Origin of the sequence: Chitinibacter sp. S2-10, assembly GCF_046530675.1 — a bacterium.
Lineage (GTDB): Bacteria > Pseudomonadota > Gammaproteobacteria > Burkholderiales > Chitinibacteraceae > Chitinibacter.
The window spans coordinates 2,688,121-2,702,410 of sequence record NZ_CP172558.1 but is presented as its reverse complement, the minus strand read 5'-3'; the positions used below and the strand labels follow the sequence as shown (position 1 = coordinate 2,702,410).

The 14,290-nt window shown below is 54.6% G+C and carries 15 protein-coding genes; 9 read left to right on the top strand and 6 right to left on the bottom strand.

Features of this window, described 5'->3' with window-relative positions; translation table 11 throughout:
* The first annotated feature begins 64 nt into the window (after positions 1-64).
* The 4 genes from nudB to ACG2XO_RS12760 all read left to right on the top strand — a co-directional run bounded on the left by nudB (position 65) and on the right by ACG2XO_RS12760 (position 3,027).
* The gene (gene nudB / locus ACG2XO_RS12775; RefSeq protein WP_410498373.1) at positions 65-511 is read left to right on the top strand and encodes a dihydroneopterin triphosphate diphosphatase; all 447 of its coding nucleotides are present in this window, start codon (positions 65-67) and stop codon (positions 509-511) included.
* 24 nt (positions 512-535) lie between these two features.
* The gene (locus ACG2XO_RS12770) at positions 536-1,309 is read left to right on the top strand and encodes an endonuclease/exonuclease/phosphatase family protein (RefSeq protein ID WP_410498372.1); all 774 of its coding nucleotides are present in this window, start codon (positions 536-538) and stop codon (positions 1,307-1,309) included.
* Entirely contained in the window at positions 1,306-2,472 is a 1,167-nt protein-coding gene (gene clsB / locus ACG2XO_RS12765) for a cardiolipin synthase ClsB (RefSeq protein ID WP_410498371.1), read from the top strand. Before ACG2XO_RS12770 ends, clsB begins: the two co-directional genes overlap by 4 nt.
* 99 nt (positions 2,473-2,571) lie before the next feature.
* Complete coding sequence (locus ACG2XO_RS12760; protein ID WP_410498370.1) at positions 2,572-3,027, top strand: tetratricopeptide repeat protein; 456 nt, start codon at positions 2,572-2,574, stop codon at positions 3,025-3,027.
* Positions 3,028-3,085: 58 nt separating this feature from the next.
* On the opposite strand, the gene ACG2XO_RS12755 is transcribed toward ACG2XO_RS12760, so the two are convergent.
* Complete coding sequence (locus ACG2XO_RS12755; RefSeq protein WP_410498369.1) at positions 3,086-3,997, bottom strand: recombination-associated protein RdgC; 912 nt, start codon at positions 3,995-3,997, stop codon at positions 3,086-3,088.
* 113 nt (positions 3,998-4,110) lie between these two features.
* Here ACG2XO_RS12755 and ACG2XO_RS12750 point away from each other — a divergent pair, with 113 nt between their 5' ends.
* The 4 genes from ACG2XO_RS12750 to ACG2XO_RS12735 are packed head-to-tail and all read left to right on the top strand — an operon-like array spanning position 4,111 to position 8,549.
* Positions 4,111-5,175, top strand: coding sequence for a hypothetical protein (locus tag ACG2XO_RS12750; RefSeq protein ID WP_410498368.1), 1,065 nt, complete (start codon positions 4,111-4,113; stop codon positions 5,173-5,175).
* Entirely contained in the window at positions 5,162-6,883 is a 1,722-nt protein-coding gene (recJ, locus tag ACG2XO_RS12745; protein WP_410498367.1) for a single-stranded-DNA-specific exonuclease RecJ, read from the top strand. The genes ACG2XO_RS12750 and recJ overlap by 14 nt, the downstream gene beginning before the upstream one ends.
* An 11-nt stretch (positions 6,884-6,894) precedes the next feature.
* Positions 6,895-8,178, top strand: coding sequence for a chitinase N-terminal domain-containing protein (locus ACG2XO_RS12740; RefSeq protein WP_410498366.1), 1,284 nt, complete (start codon positions 6,895-6,897; stop codon positions 8,176-8,178).
* Positions 8,175-8,549 carry a gamma-glutamylcyclotransferase gene (locus tag ACG2XO_RS12735; protein ID WP_410498365.1) on the top strand — a complete coding sequence of 125 codons (375 nt, stop codon included), beginning with the start codon at positions 8,175-8,177 and terminating at the stop codon, positions 8,547-8,549. The genes ACG2XO_RS12740 and ACG2XO_RS12735 overlap by 4 nt, the downstream gene beginning before the upstream one ends.
* Positions 8,550-8,646: 97 nt before the next feature.
* Here the strand turns inward: ACG2XO_RS12735 and ACG2XO_RS12730 are convergent, their stop codons facing one another.
* The 5 genes from ACG2XO_RS12730 to ACG2XO_RS12710 form a co-directional block, all read right to left on the bottom strand.
* Positions 8,647-9,705 carry a hypothetical protein gene (locus ACG2XO_RS12730; RefSeq protein WP_410498364.1) on the bottom strand — a complete coding sequence of 353 codons (1,059 nt, stop codon included), beginning with the start codon at positions 9,703-9,705 and terminating at the stop codon, positions 8,647-8,649.
* Positions 9,706-9,797: 92 nt separating this feature from the next.
* Positions 9,798-10,646, bottom strand: a complete 849-nt coding sequence (gene serB / locus ACG2XO_RS12725) for a phosphoserine phosphatase SerB (protein ID WP_410498363.1) — start codon at positions 10,644-10,646, stop codon at positions 9,798-9,800.
* Positions 10,647-10,654: 8 nt separating this feature from the next.
* Positions 10,655-11,692: an FUSC family protein gene (locus ACG2XO_RS12720; RefSeq protein WP_410498362.1), complete on the bottom strand. Its 1,038-nt coding sequence runs from the start codon at positions 11,690-11,692 to the stop codon at positions 10,655-10,657.
* 15 nt (positions 11,693-11,707) lie between these two features.
* Positions 11,708-12,454: a UPF0149 family protein gene (locus ACG2XO_RS12715; RefSeq protein WP_410498361.1), complete on the bottom strand. Its 747-nt coding sequence runs from the start codon at positions 12,452-12,454 to the stop codon at positions 11,708-11,710.
* Positions 12,432-12,908, bottom strand: a complete 477-nt coding sequence (locus tag ACG2XO_RS12710; RefSeq protein ID WP_410498360.1) for a GNAT family N-acetyltransferase — start codon at positions 12,906-12,908, stop codon at positions 12,432-12,434. The genes ACG2XO_RS12715 and ACG2XO_RS12710 overlap by 23 nt, the downstream gene beginning before the upstream one ends.
* A 387-nt stretch (positions 12,909-13,295) precedes the next feature.
* Here ACG2XO_RS12710 and ACG2XO_RS12705 point away from each other — a divergent pair, with 387 nt between their 5' ends.
* The gene (locus tag ACG2XO_RS12705; protein WP_410498359.1) at positions 13,296-14,264 is read left to right on the top strand and encodes a gluconeogenesis factor YvcK family protein; all 969 of its coding nucleotides are present in this window, start codon (positions 13,296-13,298) and stop codon (positions 14,262-14,264) included.
* The last annotated feature ends 26 nt before the right edge of the window (positions 14,265-14,290 follow it).

Here is a 14,290-nt window from a genome sequence, read left to right as displayed (position 1 = left end):
GGCAAGGCAAGAAAGGATTGCCAATTGTATAATGCCAGCTCACCTTGACGCAGAAAAAATCCAGATGCCTTATAAACAGCCCGTTTCGATCCTGCTGATTATTCATACACCCGAGCTTGATGTGCTCTTGCTCGAGCGCAATGAATTTGGCAACGCCTGGCAGTCGGTGACCGGCAGTCGCGAAAATGACGAGGCGCTGATTGAAACGGCCAGACGCGAGCTGATGGAAGAAACCGGGATTCGCGTCGAACTCGAACAAATCCGTGACTGGCAGCAAAGCCAGGATTTTGAGATTTTCGAAATCTGGCGGCACCGCTATGCGCCGGGGGTGACGCACAATACCGAGCATGTGTTTAGCGTCGAGCTGGCGCAAGTGTGCGAAATCGAGATCGCCGCCAGAGAACATCAGCGCTATAAATGGGTTAACTGGCGGCAGGCCATTGAGATGGTTTTTTCGCCATCGAATGCCGAAGCGCTACGCCAATTGCCTGAACGCTGTCCAAGCCACTGACTTCAAGTTAATGAAACTTCGCCAATGAAACCAAGCCACAAGTCAGACCGCCGATTGGTGCTGGCTTCGTACAATATTCATAAAGGCTTGTCGCCGCTGAACCGGCGGCTGGTTTTGCATGATGTCCGTCAGGCGCTCAACCAGCTGGCCCCCGATCTGGTTTTTCTGCAGGAAGTGCAGGGCGTTCATCTGGAACACTCGCATCGCTTCGAGACTTGGCAAAACGCGCAGCACGAATATCTGGCAGGCGATTTGCTGCATAGCGCGTATGGCAAAAACGCACATTATCAGCTCGGGCATCACGGCAATGCCTTGCTATCGCGCTTTCCGATCTTGCACTGGCACAATCTGGATCTGACCTTGCACCGTTTCGAGCAACGCGGCGCATTGCACTGTCAAATCAAGGTTGCAAACAGAGAGCTGCACACGCTTTGTGTCCACCTGAATTTACGCGGCGGCGATAGGCGCAAACAGATTCAGCGGCTGATTAACTATGTCGCTCAGCATATTCCCGCCGAAGCGCCGCTGGTTCTGGCTGGCGATTTTAATGATTGGCGTGGTGAGCTGAGCGTGATGTTGTCGCAGCAATTGGGAATGAACGAAGCTTTTGAAACCCTGCATGGCGCGCCAGCGCGCAGCTTCCCGGTCCGTATGCCTTTACTGACGCTGGATCGGATTTATGTCCGTGGCTTTGATATCGTTCACGCCGAAGTATTGACGGGAGCACCGTGGCGATCTTTATCCGATCATGCGCCGCTTTTGACGATGCTCGATCACCCGAGCGCTGATCAGTCATGAAATTCGCGCTGAAACGACATAATCAGGTCACGCTTTTGCGCAACGGTGCCGAATATTTCCCCGCTTTGCTCACGCAAATTAAAGCCGCGCAGATTGAAATCCACCTCGAAAGCTATATTTTTCGCGCCGATGAAGTCGGTCAAGCTGTCGCGAGTGCCTTGATACAAGCTGCGCAACGCGGGGTGCGCGTTTCGGTTCTGCTCGACGGTTTTGGCTCGTATGATTTTCCTGAAACGCTCAAACAAGCACTGCTGGTCGCCGGAGTCCGCTTGCTGTTTTTCCGGCCTGAAGTGAAACGCTTTTCCTTGAACCGCGCCCGTCTGCGGCGCATGCATCGCAAATTGGCGTGTTTTGACGGCAAAGTGGCTTTTGTCGGCGGGATTAATATCCTGAGCGACTTTGACGGAGACGGTTTGCCGCCGCGTTACGACTATGCGGTGCAATGCATAGGTCCGGTCGTCAACGATATTCGCGCCACGTTGACACGGGAGTGGCGGCATAGTGCGTGGTCGCAATTGAAACACGGCTGGACGCAGCGGCTACACCTGAATACCCCTCCATCGTATATCGATGACGTACTTTCCCAGCTTGTTGTTCGTGACAATACCCGTAATAGGAATGCCATCGAGCGCGCCTATTTGCAGCAAATACGCGCCGCCAAATCTGAAATCATTATCGCCAACGCCTATTTTTTACCCGGTTACCGGATGCGGCAAGCACTGCTGCAGGCGGCGCAGCGCGGCGTCAATGTCGTGTTGCTATTACAGGACGAACGCGATCACGCGCTGCTGCAATATGCAAGCTGGGCTTTTTACCGCCCCTTGCTGAAAGCCGGTGTTGAGATTTTCCAGTACCGCGCCGGATTCATGCACGCCAAAGTTGCCATTTTTGACGCTGAATGGGCGACCGTCGGATCAAGCAATATTGACCCTTTTAGCCTGCTGCTGGCGCGTGAAGCCAACCTGTTTATTCATGATCCTGTCTTTGCCCGGCAACTGCGCAGTGATGTGCAGCAACATCTGCAAGAGGATGCCCGCGGGGTCTTGCCGCAGCACCTGCAACAAGCCAGCCTGGGCTTGCGAGCGCTGGTCTGGCTGTGTTTTGGTGTCGTGCGTTTGCTGATGGGTTTGTCGGGTTATGGCGGAAAAAAATACCTAGAGTGATTCTGCCGCTGAGCTGCAATTTGCCATGAAATGGCCAGAAGTATTGATCTATCCGCTTAGACTTAATGAGTCGGTGATCCATACGCGAGGAGGTGTCAGATGAAATTTATAGCGTGGATATGCTTGCTGTTTTGCTCTGTGGCCATGGCGGCGGGCGGAGGCGGTAGCAGTGGTGGCAATCAGACTGATACTTCGTCAGTGCAGCGACTCAAACAAGTTGAAGGAATGATCAAGACTGAGCAATGGCTCAGTGCCGAAGAACAACTGGCAAAACTGCGCCAACATGACGCCGAAAACGCCGATGTCTGGAACTGGTCAGGCTATGTTGCGCGGAAATCCGGACGGCTGGATGAGGCTTTTCCCCATTACGAACGCGCTTTGCAAATCAACCCCAAGCATCTGGGAGCGCATGAATATCTGGGCGAGGCTTATTTGCAGGCCAATCAGCTCGAAAAAGCACGTGAGCAGCTGGAAATCCTGCAAGGTCTTTGTGGCGAGTGCGAAGAGGCCAGAGAATTGGCCGAGGCCATTGGCCCGCAACCGGCCATCGAGTAGGGTATATAAATAAAGGCCAATTTTGAATTGGCCTTTGTGTTGATACGGGGCATGGGTATTAGTTGCGCTGGCTTTCTCCGCCCAGCGCATCGAGCAGTGCCGGAATAAAACCGCGTAATTCGCCGACCAGCAGCGCAAATTGCGATTCAAACAAGGCATCCTGCGTTTCTGCGTCCATGTCTTTAAGCTCGTCTTTGAGTACGTCGAGCATCGCCAGCGATTTGATTTCCAGCGCTTCGGTCAGTGTAAAAGTCAGCCGCTCGCCAAAAGCCAGACTCAATCGCGTCGCGATTTTGCCCGCATCCAGATGCTGACGGACTTCGTCGCAATCCATTACCTGACGTTTAAAGCGTGCAATCGAACCTTCGTCGCCCGGGACTTTAAGCTCGGCATCCTGACCCAGCGAGAATGCATTCGGCGTTTCAGTATTGAGCCAGTCTGTCATCGCGGCGGCAGGGCTGATTTCGGTGTCGATCAGTCGTGTCGGCAAACTGCCCAAGGTTTCGCGTAGCGTCGAGAGCAAAAACTCGGCCTTGGCCGCGCTCGCTGCATCGACAATCACCATGCCGTTTTCCAGATCGAGCAAGGCGCGCTGTACGCGGGAGCGGGTAAAGGCGCGTGGCGTCAGCTCTTCAACGATGCGGTCTTTCAGCTCGCGTTGTTCCTTGCGGCCGACTTTGCGCGACTCGGCAGCTTCGATCTGCTGGACACGATAATCGAGTTCATCCTTGATCACCGCAGCAGGCAGCACTTTTTCTTCGCTTTTGAGCGCGACGAGCACGGCATTCTGGCGCTCGAGCGCCATGCTGTCAGGCTCATGCCGCGCCGGCGCGACCCAGCCGTGCGAATCCATATCCATGCTGCCACACGGAACAAAAGGGCGCTTGGACAGCTCGCCAGCAATACTTGTGGCGCTAAGCGCATGGTCGGCAGAGAGACGATAGATTTGTAAATTGCGAAACCACAGCATGAAATCGACCTCGAAGAATGGCCGCAGATTGTAGCGCTCTGTACGGGATAGCAAAACTGATTTTTGCGCCGTGTGGATGCTTAAGTTTGTCTGCCCCCGTGTAGAATTGCGGAATGAAAACAGCAAACCAACTCGAACTGATTATTCCCGCCAGCCTGTGGCCCGATGCCAATAGCCGCAGCGCAGTCTGGCAGGGTCTGGAACTACCTGCTCTGGCGCGCCTGTATGGCAAAGCGCGTATAGCTCGCCAAGCCCGCAATACCTCATTGGCGCCATCATTGACGGGGCATGGCTTTGACAATTATCTGGCTCAGCTATTTGGCCTCTCACAGCTGCAGCATGCGCCGCAACGATTGGCTGCGCTGGACGGTGCGGGCGAAGATATTGACTCCGGTTTTTGGCTGTGTGCCGATCCGGTCAGCTTGCGCGTAGATCGCGACCATCTCACCCCCATCGGCGAACCGTTTCTGAATATCACACAATCCGAAGCCGATGAGCTGATCGCCGCGCTCAATCGCCTGTATCAGCCCGATGGCTATCGGTTTATTGCGCCGCAAGCTGATCGCTGGCTGGTGCGCTTTCCCGCGGCGCCGACGCTGACTTTTACGCCGATCAAACAGGCGCTGGGGCGAAATTTGAACGACGTTCTGCCGACAGGCGAAGGTGCGCTGAAATTTAACGCCTTGCAAAATGAAATGCAGATGTTGCTCTATGCTCATCCGGTCAACGACAGGCGTGATGCGGCAGGCCTGCCCTTGATTAACAGTGTCTGGCTATGGGGCGGTGGCGAATATCCGTTTCCACAACCGCCCACACCACAGCGCGCCATTTTTGGTCGTGATGCGCTGGTGCAAGCGATGTCGGGTCAGCGTGATTATCCGACACAGTTTGACGAATTAAGTCATACCGATGCGGTCGTTATTCTGGATGAGCTTGAACTGCACGCCATTTATGGCGCGGGCTATGACTGGCAGCAGACCTGGTTGCGCTGGGAAAAACACTGGTTTGCACCTGCACTGGCGGCTTTGCAGTCGGGCAAGCTGAGCAGTTTGACACTGACATTCACCGACATTAACGAACAGCGCGTCGTAAAAAAATCCAATCTGTGGCGTTTCTGGCGACGTGATGCTTTGCCAATTCATTCGAAGAAGTCAGGAGAGCCGCATGTCGCTGATTAAAACCCGCGCCGTTCCAGCCACGCTGGAAAAAAACCTGCTGGCCGCCGGTTTCAACCCTTTACAGGCCCGGCTATATGCAGCGCGTGGAATTCAGAATCCGCTAGAGCTGGAGCATGAACTCAAGCATTTGCTGCCATTTACGTTACTAAAAAATGCGCCTGAAATGGGCGCACGGCTCGCCGATGCGATTGAACAAGGCAAGCGCCTGTTGATTGTTGGCGATTATGACGCTGATGGCGCGACGGCGACGACGCTGGCGATGAAAGGCTTGGCCGCGTTTTCTGTAAACAGTCGGGCTAAAGTAGATTTTATCGTGCCGAATCGTTTTGAATACGGCTATGGCTTAACGCCCGAAATCGTCGAGCTGGCGCGCAGCAAATCGCCCGACATCATTATCACCGTCGATAACGGCATCGCCAGCCACGCCGGTGTTGAGGCGGCCAAAGCGCATGGCATCGAAGTGCTGATTACCGATCACCACCTGCCCGCCGACACGCTACCCGATGCGCTGATTGTCAACCCGAATCAGGGCGATTGCCCGTTTCCGAGCAAGAATCTGGCCGGTGTTGGCGTGATGTTTTATGTGCTGATGGCATTGCGTGCAGCACTGCGTGAACGGGGCGCGTTTGCGGAAAAAACCGAACCCAATCTGGCGCAATGGCTCGATATTGTCGCACTCGGCACCGTCGCCGATGTCGTCAAACTCGACGCGAATAACCGCATTCTGGTCGAGCAAGGTCTGAAACGGATGCGCGCCGGCCGCGCTTGCCCCGGCATTATGGCGCTGTTTACTGCTGCGGGGCGTTTTTATGGCCGCGCCAGCTGCTTCGATCTGGGTTTTACGCTCGGACCGCGTTTGAACGCCGCGGGTCGGCTCGACGATATGAGTTTTGGTATCAATACGCTGCTCGCCACCAGCGAAGAAGTGGCTTTGCCGCAGGCGAAAGAGCTCGATCAGCTCAATCGCTCACGCCGTGAAATCGAGCAAGGTATGCGCGAAGAGGCCGAACGCGCGTTAATCAATGTCGACGTGGCTGATCGCTACAGCATCAGCCTCTATCAGGCCGACTGGCATCAGGGCGTGGTCGGGATTGTCGCTTCGCGCGTCAAAGATCAGTTCCACCGCCCGACTTTGGTCTTTGCCGACGGCAGCAATGGAAGGGGTAGCGATGACGACGAAATCAAAGGCTCGGGTCGTTCGATTCCGAGCCTGCATTTGCGCGATGCGCTCGATCTGGTGTCCAAGCGCCATCCGAATCTGATCAAAAAATTCGGCGGTCACGCGATGGCGGCGGGGTTGACTTTGCTGCGCAAGGACTTTGCCGCGTTTGAAGCGGCTTTTGAAGCGGTTTGTCGTGAATTGCTCGATGAAACGCAGCTCACTCGCATCATCGAAACCGACGGCGAATTACCCAGCCGCGATTTGCAGATCGCCACCGCCGAATTGCTCGACAAGCAGGTCTGGGGGCAGGGCTTTCCAGCGCCGCTGTTTAGCGGGCAATTCCGTGTCGTCGAGCAGCGGATTGTGGGCGAAAAACACAGCAAACTGAAATTAGCAAACAAAGAGGGTATCTTGCTGGAGGCAATGCGATTTAACTGGTCTGAGCCTATACCCCGTGATATTCATGCCGTGTATAAAATCAGCGTCAATGAATTTCGCGGCGAACGGATATTGCAGTTACAGTTAGATTATTGCGAACCAGCGTAAGGGTTTTCCGGATGCGAATTTTGTTCTGCTGTGTACTGCTGCTATCGATGAATGTTCAGGCCGGGCTGTTGCTTTCAGCCTCTGAGGCGGCGAGCCGCGAGCAACTGGCGTGTCAGCCCACCGAAATTCTGGGCGTACTCGAATGCGAACAGCTGCCAGCACCGGCGGCCCCTGTTGGCAATGCGCCTGAAATCAAAGCGCCCGAATACGTGGCCAATAGCGGCGATGACATCGGCGCGCAAGCCACTGAAGCGCCGATGCTACCGGTACTTGATCCTTTACCTAGCCGGATGCAGGTCGGGCCGCTGACTGTGGCGTGGGATATCTGGTTTGGTACTAGCGCGCTCTGGTGGGAAGTCTGGGATAACGAGCAGCTGCGTTATCGCGGTAGCGATTTTTCCCGCCGCATCAAGGATGCTGCAGTCGGCGTCGTCTCGACCAGTACGCAGTCTGATGGCGCCGAAATTGAAAATGTCGGCGTTGAAAACCAGCAGCAGTCGGTGCAAAGCGGTGTATTCCAGATTGCCAAAATCAAACCGGGCGAGCACCAGTTTGCCATCCGCCTTTGTAATGGCACGCTTGAATCACCCGTTTGCACCGAAGCCCGTGCGAGTCTCTGGGTCGACGCTGGTAATGACAATGCGGAAAACGGCGATACGGTTGGAACGCAAACTCCGGGAGCGCCAGCGCTGGCGTGGATTCCACAAGTCACCACTGATGGCAAAGTCACGGTGGCGTGGAACCTGTGGTGGGGGCAAACCGGTACGCACTGGGAAGTGCTCAATCACGGCAAAGTCATTCACCGTTCGGATAAATTTAGCGAAGCGACCGAAACCAGCCAGGCAGGTCAGGTCGAAGTGCCGCTGCCCAATGGCGAGCACCAGATTTCAGTTCGCTTGTGCAGCGCACTCAAATGCAGCAGCTCGGACACCCTGAAAATCGATGCGATGCTCGGACCCGATTTATCACCAGCCAAGCCCCAGCTGGCCGTGTACACGCCTGAAGACGTCGATCTGGGTGGCGATATATTACCTAGTCAGATTTTGCTGAGCTGGAAAACGACCGAGCCCGGCATTGTGCCGGATCGCTGGCTGTTAATCGATTCGACGAGCCGCGAAGTGTTGTTTAGCCAGAAAATCAAAGTCGATTGTGGCAACGGGATCTGGTGTGGCAGCTGGCAAGGCGTACCGGCAACACGCCCGGCAAGCTGGAAAATCAAACTGTGCCAAGCCAAAAAATGCACCGATAGTGATGTGATCGATGTGCCGGGGCTTGAGGTGGAAGCCAAGCCATGAAACTTAGCCAGCGCAATGGCGAATATTTGTTTGTCTATGGCACATTAAAGCGTGGTTTTAGCAATCATCATTACCTTAAAACTGCCAGGTATATTGATGAAGCCAAGACACAGCAGGCGTTTGCGCTGTATACCATCGAATATCCGTTTCTGGCCAAGACGCCCATCTTGTATCAGGTGCAAGGCGAGTTGTACCTGATTGATAACGATGATCTGGTGCAAGTCGATTTGCTTGAGCAGCACCCCGACGACTATTGCCGCGAACTGATCGAAGTTGTGACCTCGGGTGGGCAGATAGTGAACGCTTGGACTTATTTTCATCCCCACCCACAGGGACGCCTGCTCGAACACGGCCTGTTTATTGAGCAATGATCGTTGATCGGCAGTATGCGTTTGATATTCGTAGGCGCGGGCTTGCTCGCGAAGCGGTGCGCAGGCAGGTTTCTACGCCTTAAAACGTCAACAGAGCCTAATCTGCAAAAATATTCCTGAATTTATGACTGCTCGCCTTGGCGCTTTGCTTGGCTTTTTTGCTCGCCAGATCAAAAGGCAACGGCTCGCCGGTTTGAATGAGCTCCAGTTGCTGTTCTGTTCCGTCGACCGTGATGCGGTATTTGCCTAAATTAGACAGCAGGTGCATCGCGTAAAGATTATCGTAATCACGATAGCTGTCCTGACTTTTGGCAAAGTCGAGCGACAGCACCGATGGGAAGCGATTAGGCAGGTCTTTAAAAGCGATCAGTTCTTCTTCCAGCGGGTCGACGTAGTTTGAGGCAGCAAATTTCTGGTAAAGCACAGTGTCGAGACGATAGCCGCGTTGCTGCCATTGTTTGATCAGTTTGAGCGCCATTTCGGTCGGTAAATTGGCGTTCAGCGCCGCATTGACTTTAGTCCCCAGCTTTCTTGGGCTGCTGATCGCAAGTTTTTCGTAGCCTGCGCCGTATTTGAAAGCGCTGCCTATGGTTTTGGCGCAATTCAAATCCATATAGCCATATTTGACTTCGCCGCGCTGATATTCGGTATCGCTCGCCTTGCGCTGAAAGTCGGCATTGATGCGGGAAAAATAGGCGGCGAGCGCCTGTTTTTCAGTTTCAGGCACACCATAAATGCGGATGCCAATCACCGAGCGTTTATACACCTCGCCAAAATCGAGCCCGAACGATGCCTTGTCACCCAGCGACGAAGTGGTTTTAAACAGGTATTCCATTTTGGGAATACTGATCATCAAGTCATCGACATAACGCTGATCCTGATGTTCAGCAGCGTGATCGGCATAAAAATTGGCCGAATAGACAGTGTCGTCTGTTGCAGCAGCCTGACGAATCGCCAGCGCCAGATGACCGGCCGAACCACCTTTGGAAGTCCCAAAACTGATCAGCAGCTCCATATCGTACGGATTTTGCCGCAAGAGATGATTGATCGCCGCAATATTGCCCGGCTCGGCACCGCCGGGCGTCGCAAATTCAGCGGCCAAGCACACACCAGACAACACAACGAGCGTGATTGCACGGCAGAACTTGATCAACATGGGGCATCCTTTTTACTGATCATGCCTTTTCTTCAGAAACGCCTTAAAACATGCTATTTGCAGGAGCGGGCGAGCCCGCTCCGAAATGAGGCTTAGCAGAAGTAATTCAACACACCTTCCATACCCACGGTGTTGATCACATACGGCGCTTCGGCCTGAACTTTTGGCTTGGCGTGCAAGGCGACGCCGAATCCGGCGGCATGCAGCATAGGCAGATCGTTCGCACCATCGCCCATTGCGACGACCTGATTACCGCTTAAGCCCAGCATTTCACGATGCGCAATCAGCTCATTGCGTTTACGTTCGGCATTAACAATATCGCCGACGACGCGGCCGGTCAGTTTGCCGTTTTCAACCTCCAATACATTCGCAATCGCATAATCGAGGCCGAGCCTGGTTTTGAGTTTTTCGGTGAAGAATGTAAAGCCGCCGGAAATCAGCAGCGATTTGGCACCGGCCTGTTTAAATCCGGCCAGCATGGTTTCGGCGCCGGGCATCAGTTGCAGGCGTTCTTCGTAAACGCGGTTCAGCGCCGTCTCGTCCAAGCCCGCCAACAGCGCGACACGGCGCGTCAGGCTTTCGTTGAAATCGAGCTCGCCACGCATCGCGGCGGCGGTAATTTCGGCGACTTGCGGTTTGATGCCAAACATATCGGCGATTTCGTCGATGCATTCGATCGTGATCAGCGTTGAATCCATGTCCATCACGATCAGGCCAATGTCACGAACGCCGATATCTTCGGGGATAAACGCATAATCGAGCTGGTTCGACTCGCAAAAATCAGCAACGGCTTCGTCGTTTTCGATTTCAGCACCGTGCAGCTTGAAAGCGTGTTGGGAATGCTGATGCACGGTTTCGATGCTGTGCGCGCCGGACAGGCGGGCGAGCTGTTTCAGATGTTGGGTTTCGATGTGCGGGGCTTGGATAACAAGGCGATACATGGCAATTCTCAGCGAAGTGGTGGCTCTGATTGAGCCGTTAAATGTTGATAAATCGTGGCAAACAAGGCTGCGACCATTGCGCCTAGCAGCGTTTCAATCAGCCTGGCTTCGGCGGTGAGCTGGGCTGCGTGACCGTGCAAGCCCATCAGCGCCAGAATGATATAGACGATAAAAGTTACCAGTGCGGCGACATAGAGCAGGCCGTTGGCAAAGGCGACCGGAAATAGCGAGCCCGAAACAATCGCCAGCGCCAACAAGATCCAGCTCGAGTTGACCGGAAAAATCAGAAACCAGGCCAACACGGAGGCAAGCAATACGCCAGCCACCCTTAACCAGATCGTCGATGTCGTTCGGTTGGGTTCGGGGCGGAAAACCATCAGTGTGGTAATCGCAGCGATATAGGGCGCATACAATTTGAGCGTCTCTGCAACGAGCAAACTGAATCCGCAAGCCAGCGCCAGAAAAATGCCGAAAGTCAGCCCGGCTCTTTGTCCTTGCCGAATCCGGAGCCAGTCGCTGCGCCAGTGGGGCGGTTCGGGCAGCGCGACCGGATTATTCGACCGGGGGGCAAAAGCAGCGCTGATTGCAATAGTCAGTAGCGCGCCGAGCAGATACATTGGCAAAATGGCGCTGCTGATCTGGCTACCCGGATAACCAATCAGATAGGCACCGCCCATCATCCGCAGTTTCAAATCCAGCGCAAAACCGCCAGCCAGGTGACTGCCCGCCAGACTGACAATCAGCACGATGCCTGCAAACCACAGCAGCCAGTGCTCGTTCAAGGCCAGGCTCAGGCTCGCCGCGAGCAAGATCAGCGTATTGCCGATCAGCATGCTTTCCAGCCTGAGCTTGCGGGTCGCGCCAATATCCATAAACAGGCTGACAATAATGCCAAAACCGGCAAAACCGGCGGCCTGCAGCTGATGATGTGCAATCAGCCAGCCCATCGGTAAACCGAATGCCAGCGCGCCGAGCAGCATGCGCGGACGGGCAAACGAGTTTCCGGCGGGTTTGAGCAAGGCGAGCCAGGCTTTGAGGTCGGACATCAAGTCAATCACCGATCAGGCGCCGTGACACTTTTTGTATTTTTTGCCCGAACCGCAATGGCAAGGGTCATTGCGACCGATTTTCGGCTCTTCGCGAACAACTTGTTCGACCTTGCCGAATTTTTCTTCGAGCACGTAATACATCACATCTTCGATATGCCACGGCAATTCGGCAACGCGATCCTGGCGTTCTTTAATGGTGAGTAATGCATCGGCCTCGGCTGCTGTTTCATCGCCAGGAGACTGGTCGGCTTCATCGCCTTCCGAGGCGGCCAGCGCCAGAATTTTCCCTACCGAACTGTCGAGCTCATCATTGGCTTCTAGCAGCGCGTCCCATTTTTGCGCGCGCGCTTCGATCCCTGCGTAGAAGCCCGAAGCCCAGTAAACACCCGAGGTTTCCTGCCATTTTTCATCCTGATCTTCATCGGACAAAATCACCGGCACATACAGCGGATTTTCACCCGGATTGTCACGGCGATTCACCGAAAACGCCGCTTTAATGCTGGCTGCGTGCTGGCGAATCAGGCCGAAGATTTCGTCGGCCTCAGCGTGATCGTCAAATTCGGGCGGCGTACCGGCAAAAATGGCAGGCAGCCATTCTTCTTCCGGCACTTCTTCGGGGCCAATCGCCAGCGCGACCAGAAAACCGTCGAGCATTTCAATGTCCATCGTTTCCGGCGGCGTACGCGGCGACATCAGGAAACTGTCGAGAAATTCGAGCTGATCGTCGGTGAGCAGCTTAGTGGGTGATGGTGTGTTCATAGGTGAGTTTCCAGTGGGACAGATCAGTGGTGAGCCACTCGCTAAAATCGGTGAACTTGGCGCGAAAACCATGCGCGAGGAAAAACAGTCTTGACGTATTACTGCTGTAAATCTGCAAACACTCAATGCCCAGGCACTGTGCGTTGAGCGCCAGCTCGGCCAGCAAGGCTCGGCCTATGCTGCGGCGTTGCCAGCTGGCTTTGACGTAAAACAGCTTGATTTCACCGTCGCGGTTCAATTGTGCCAACCCGGCGATTTCATTGCCGACCTGGCAAACGATGGTAATGGCATGAGCCGCTTCAGGCTCGGTCAAAAGGGCTAGTGCAGCCTCGCTCCAACTGGCCACAAATTCGCTCTGATCGCCATGATCCAGCGGATCGCTGTTTTCAATCGCGTCAATAATGGTTTCACGGCAGGCAGTCAGATCCTGATCTTGCAGGGGTCGAATAATCATTAGCATGACGCGATTATACCGCTTTGTCGGGCAGCGCGATGCTGAGCGATGGAAACGGCACAGGGTTGGCAAAATTACATTGAACTGTTGCTCGTGTTGTGCGATGTTCTGCATCCGGTAAGCACCGGATAGCCGGACGAGGCGATCCGGGTATGATGTGGGCGGGCAGGGCGTGTGAAGCCGGTTTGGTTCATAGGGTTCTCGCAGGAGCCGCGTTTAGGTGCACTGCGTCTAGCTGCGATAGCCATCGTCATTCGCGACTGAAGTCGCACCGACAGTGCCCATATTTTGCGTTTTCTAAAGCAGCCTAATCAGGAATTATTTAAGGGTATATATCTAAAGGCATTGATATTAAATGGCTGCATAGATATACCCATGTGAGGTTTTGTGACTTATCCAAAAGTGGTTGCCATTGGTGGCGGGACAGGGCTGGCTTCATTGCTGCGCGGACTGAAACATTTCCCGGTTCAAATCACCGCGATTGTGACCGTTGCCGACGATGGTGGCTCGTCCGGCCGCTTGCAGCGTGACTGGCAGATTCCGCCGCCGGGCGATATTCGCAATGTGCTGATTGCGCTATCGGAAACCGAAGATATTTTCCGCCAACTGCTGGGCTTTCGATTTCAGTCGGCCAACGGCTCGCATGCGCTGGACGGCCACTCGATGGGTAATCTCTTGCTGACGGCGCTGTTTACGATTTCCGATGGCGATTTTGTCAAAGCGGTCGAGCATCTGGGCGAAATTTTGCGGATCAAGGGACGGGTTTTGCCCGTCAGCCCCGAAGCGGCGGTCTTGCATGCCGAGCTGGAAAACGGGCAACAGGTCTGTGGCGAATCGCAAATTGCCACTTATGACGCCAAAGTGTGCCGCGTTTTTTACGATCAGCCCGTCAAAGCCGAACCCCAGGCCGTTGCCGCGATTCGTGATGCTGATGTCATCGTTTTCGGCCCCGGTAGCCTGTATACCAGCGTACTGCCCAATCTGCTGGTCGGCGAAGTGGCGGCGGCGATCAACGCCAATACCCGCGCCGATAAAGTCTACATCTGCAATATCATGACCGAGCACGGTGAAACCGATGGTATGAGCGCCAGCGCGCATTTGCAGGCGATACTCGATCATGGCATCGCGCAGGTCGGCAAAATCATCGTCAACGACGAAGCCATTCCGCCTGACTATCTGGCGCGCTACCACGCCGAAGACGCCGAACCTGTCGTCAACGACTTTGCCCAACTGGCAGCGCAGGGCGTTGAAGTCATTCGTTCGCGAATTGCCGATCTGCGTCAGGAAGGCGTACGCCACGACGCGATCAAAACTGCCGCCAGCGTTTACAGTATTGCGCTCAGTCACCAGCGTTGAAGGGGAAGAGGTTGCGCAAGCCGGAG

Bases quoted from the DNA above. Each gene is read 5' to 3' on its own strand.
- nudB (WP_410498373.1), top strand. From the start codon at position 65: ATGCCTTATAAACAGCCCGTTTCGATCCTGCTGATTATTCATACACCC.
- ACG2XO_RS12770 (WP_410498372.1), top strand. From the start codon at position 536: ATGAAACCAAGCCACAAGTCAGACCGCCGATTGGTGCTGGCTTCGTAC.
- clsB (WP_410498371.1), top strand. From the start codon at position 1,306: ATGAAATTCGCGCTGAAACGACATAATCAGGTCACGCTTTTGCGCAAC.
- ACG2XO_RS12760 (WP_410498370.1), top strand. From the start codon at position 2,572: ATGAAATTTATAGCGTGGATATGCTTGCTGTTTTGCTCTGTGGCCATG.
- ACG2XO_RS12755 (WP_410498369.1), bottom strand. From the start codon at position 3,997: ATGCTGTGGTTTCGCAATTTACAAATCTATCGTCTCTCTGCCGACCAT.
- ACG2XO_RS12750 (WP_410498368.1), top strand. From the start codon at position 4,111: ATGAAAACAGCAAACCAACTCGAACTGATTATTCCCGCCAGCCTGTGG.
- recJ (WP_410498367.1), top strand. From the start codon at position 5,162: ATGTCGCTGATTAAAACCCGCGCCGTTCCAGCCACGCTGGAAAAAAAC.
- ACG2XO_RS12740 (WP_410498366.1), top strand. From the start codon at position 6,895: ATGCGAATTTTGTTCTGCTGTGTACTGCTGCTATCGATGAATGTTCAG.
- ACG2XO_RS12735 (WP_410498365.1), top strand. From the start codon at position 8,175: ATGAAACTTAGCCAGCGCAATGGCGAATATTTGTTTGTCTATGGCACA.
- ACG2XO_RS12730 (WP_410498364.1), bottom strand. From the start codon at position 9,705: ATGTTGATCAAGTTCTGCCGTGCAATCACGCTCGTTGTGTTGTCTGGT.
- serB (WP_410498363.1), bottom strand. From the start codon at position 10,646: ATGTATCGCCTTGTTATCCAAGCCCCGCACATCGAAACCCAACATCTG.
- ACG2XO_RS12720 (WP_410498362.1), bottom strand. From the start codon at position 11,692: ATGTCCGACCTCAAAGCCTGGCTCGCCTTGCTCAAACCCGCCGGAAAC.
- ACG2XO_RS12715 (WP_410498361.1), bottom strand. From the start codon at position 12,454: ATGAACACACCATCACCCACTAAGCTGCTCACCGACGATCAGCTCGAA.
- ACG2XO_RS12710 (WP_410498360.1), bottom strand. From the start codon at position 12,908: ATGATTATTCGACCCCTGCAAGATCAGGATCTGACTGCCTGCCGTGAA.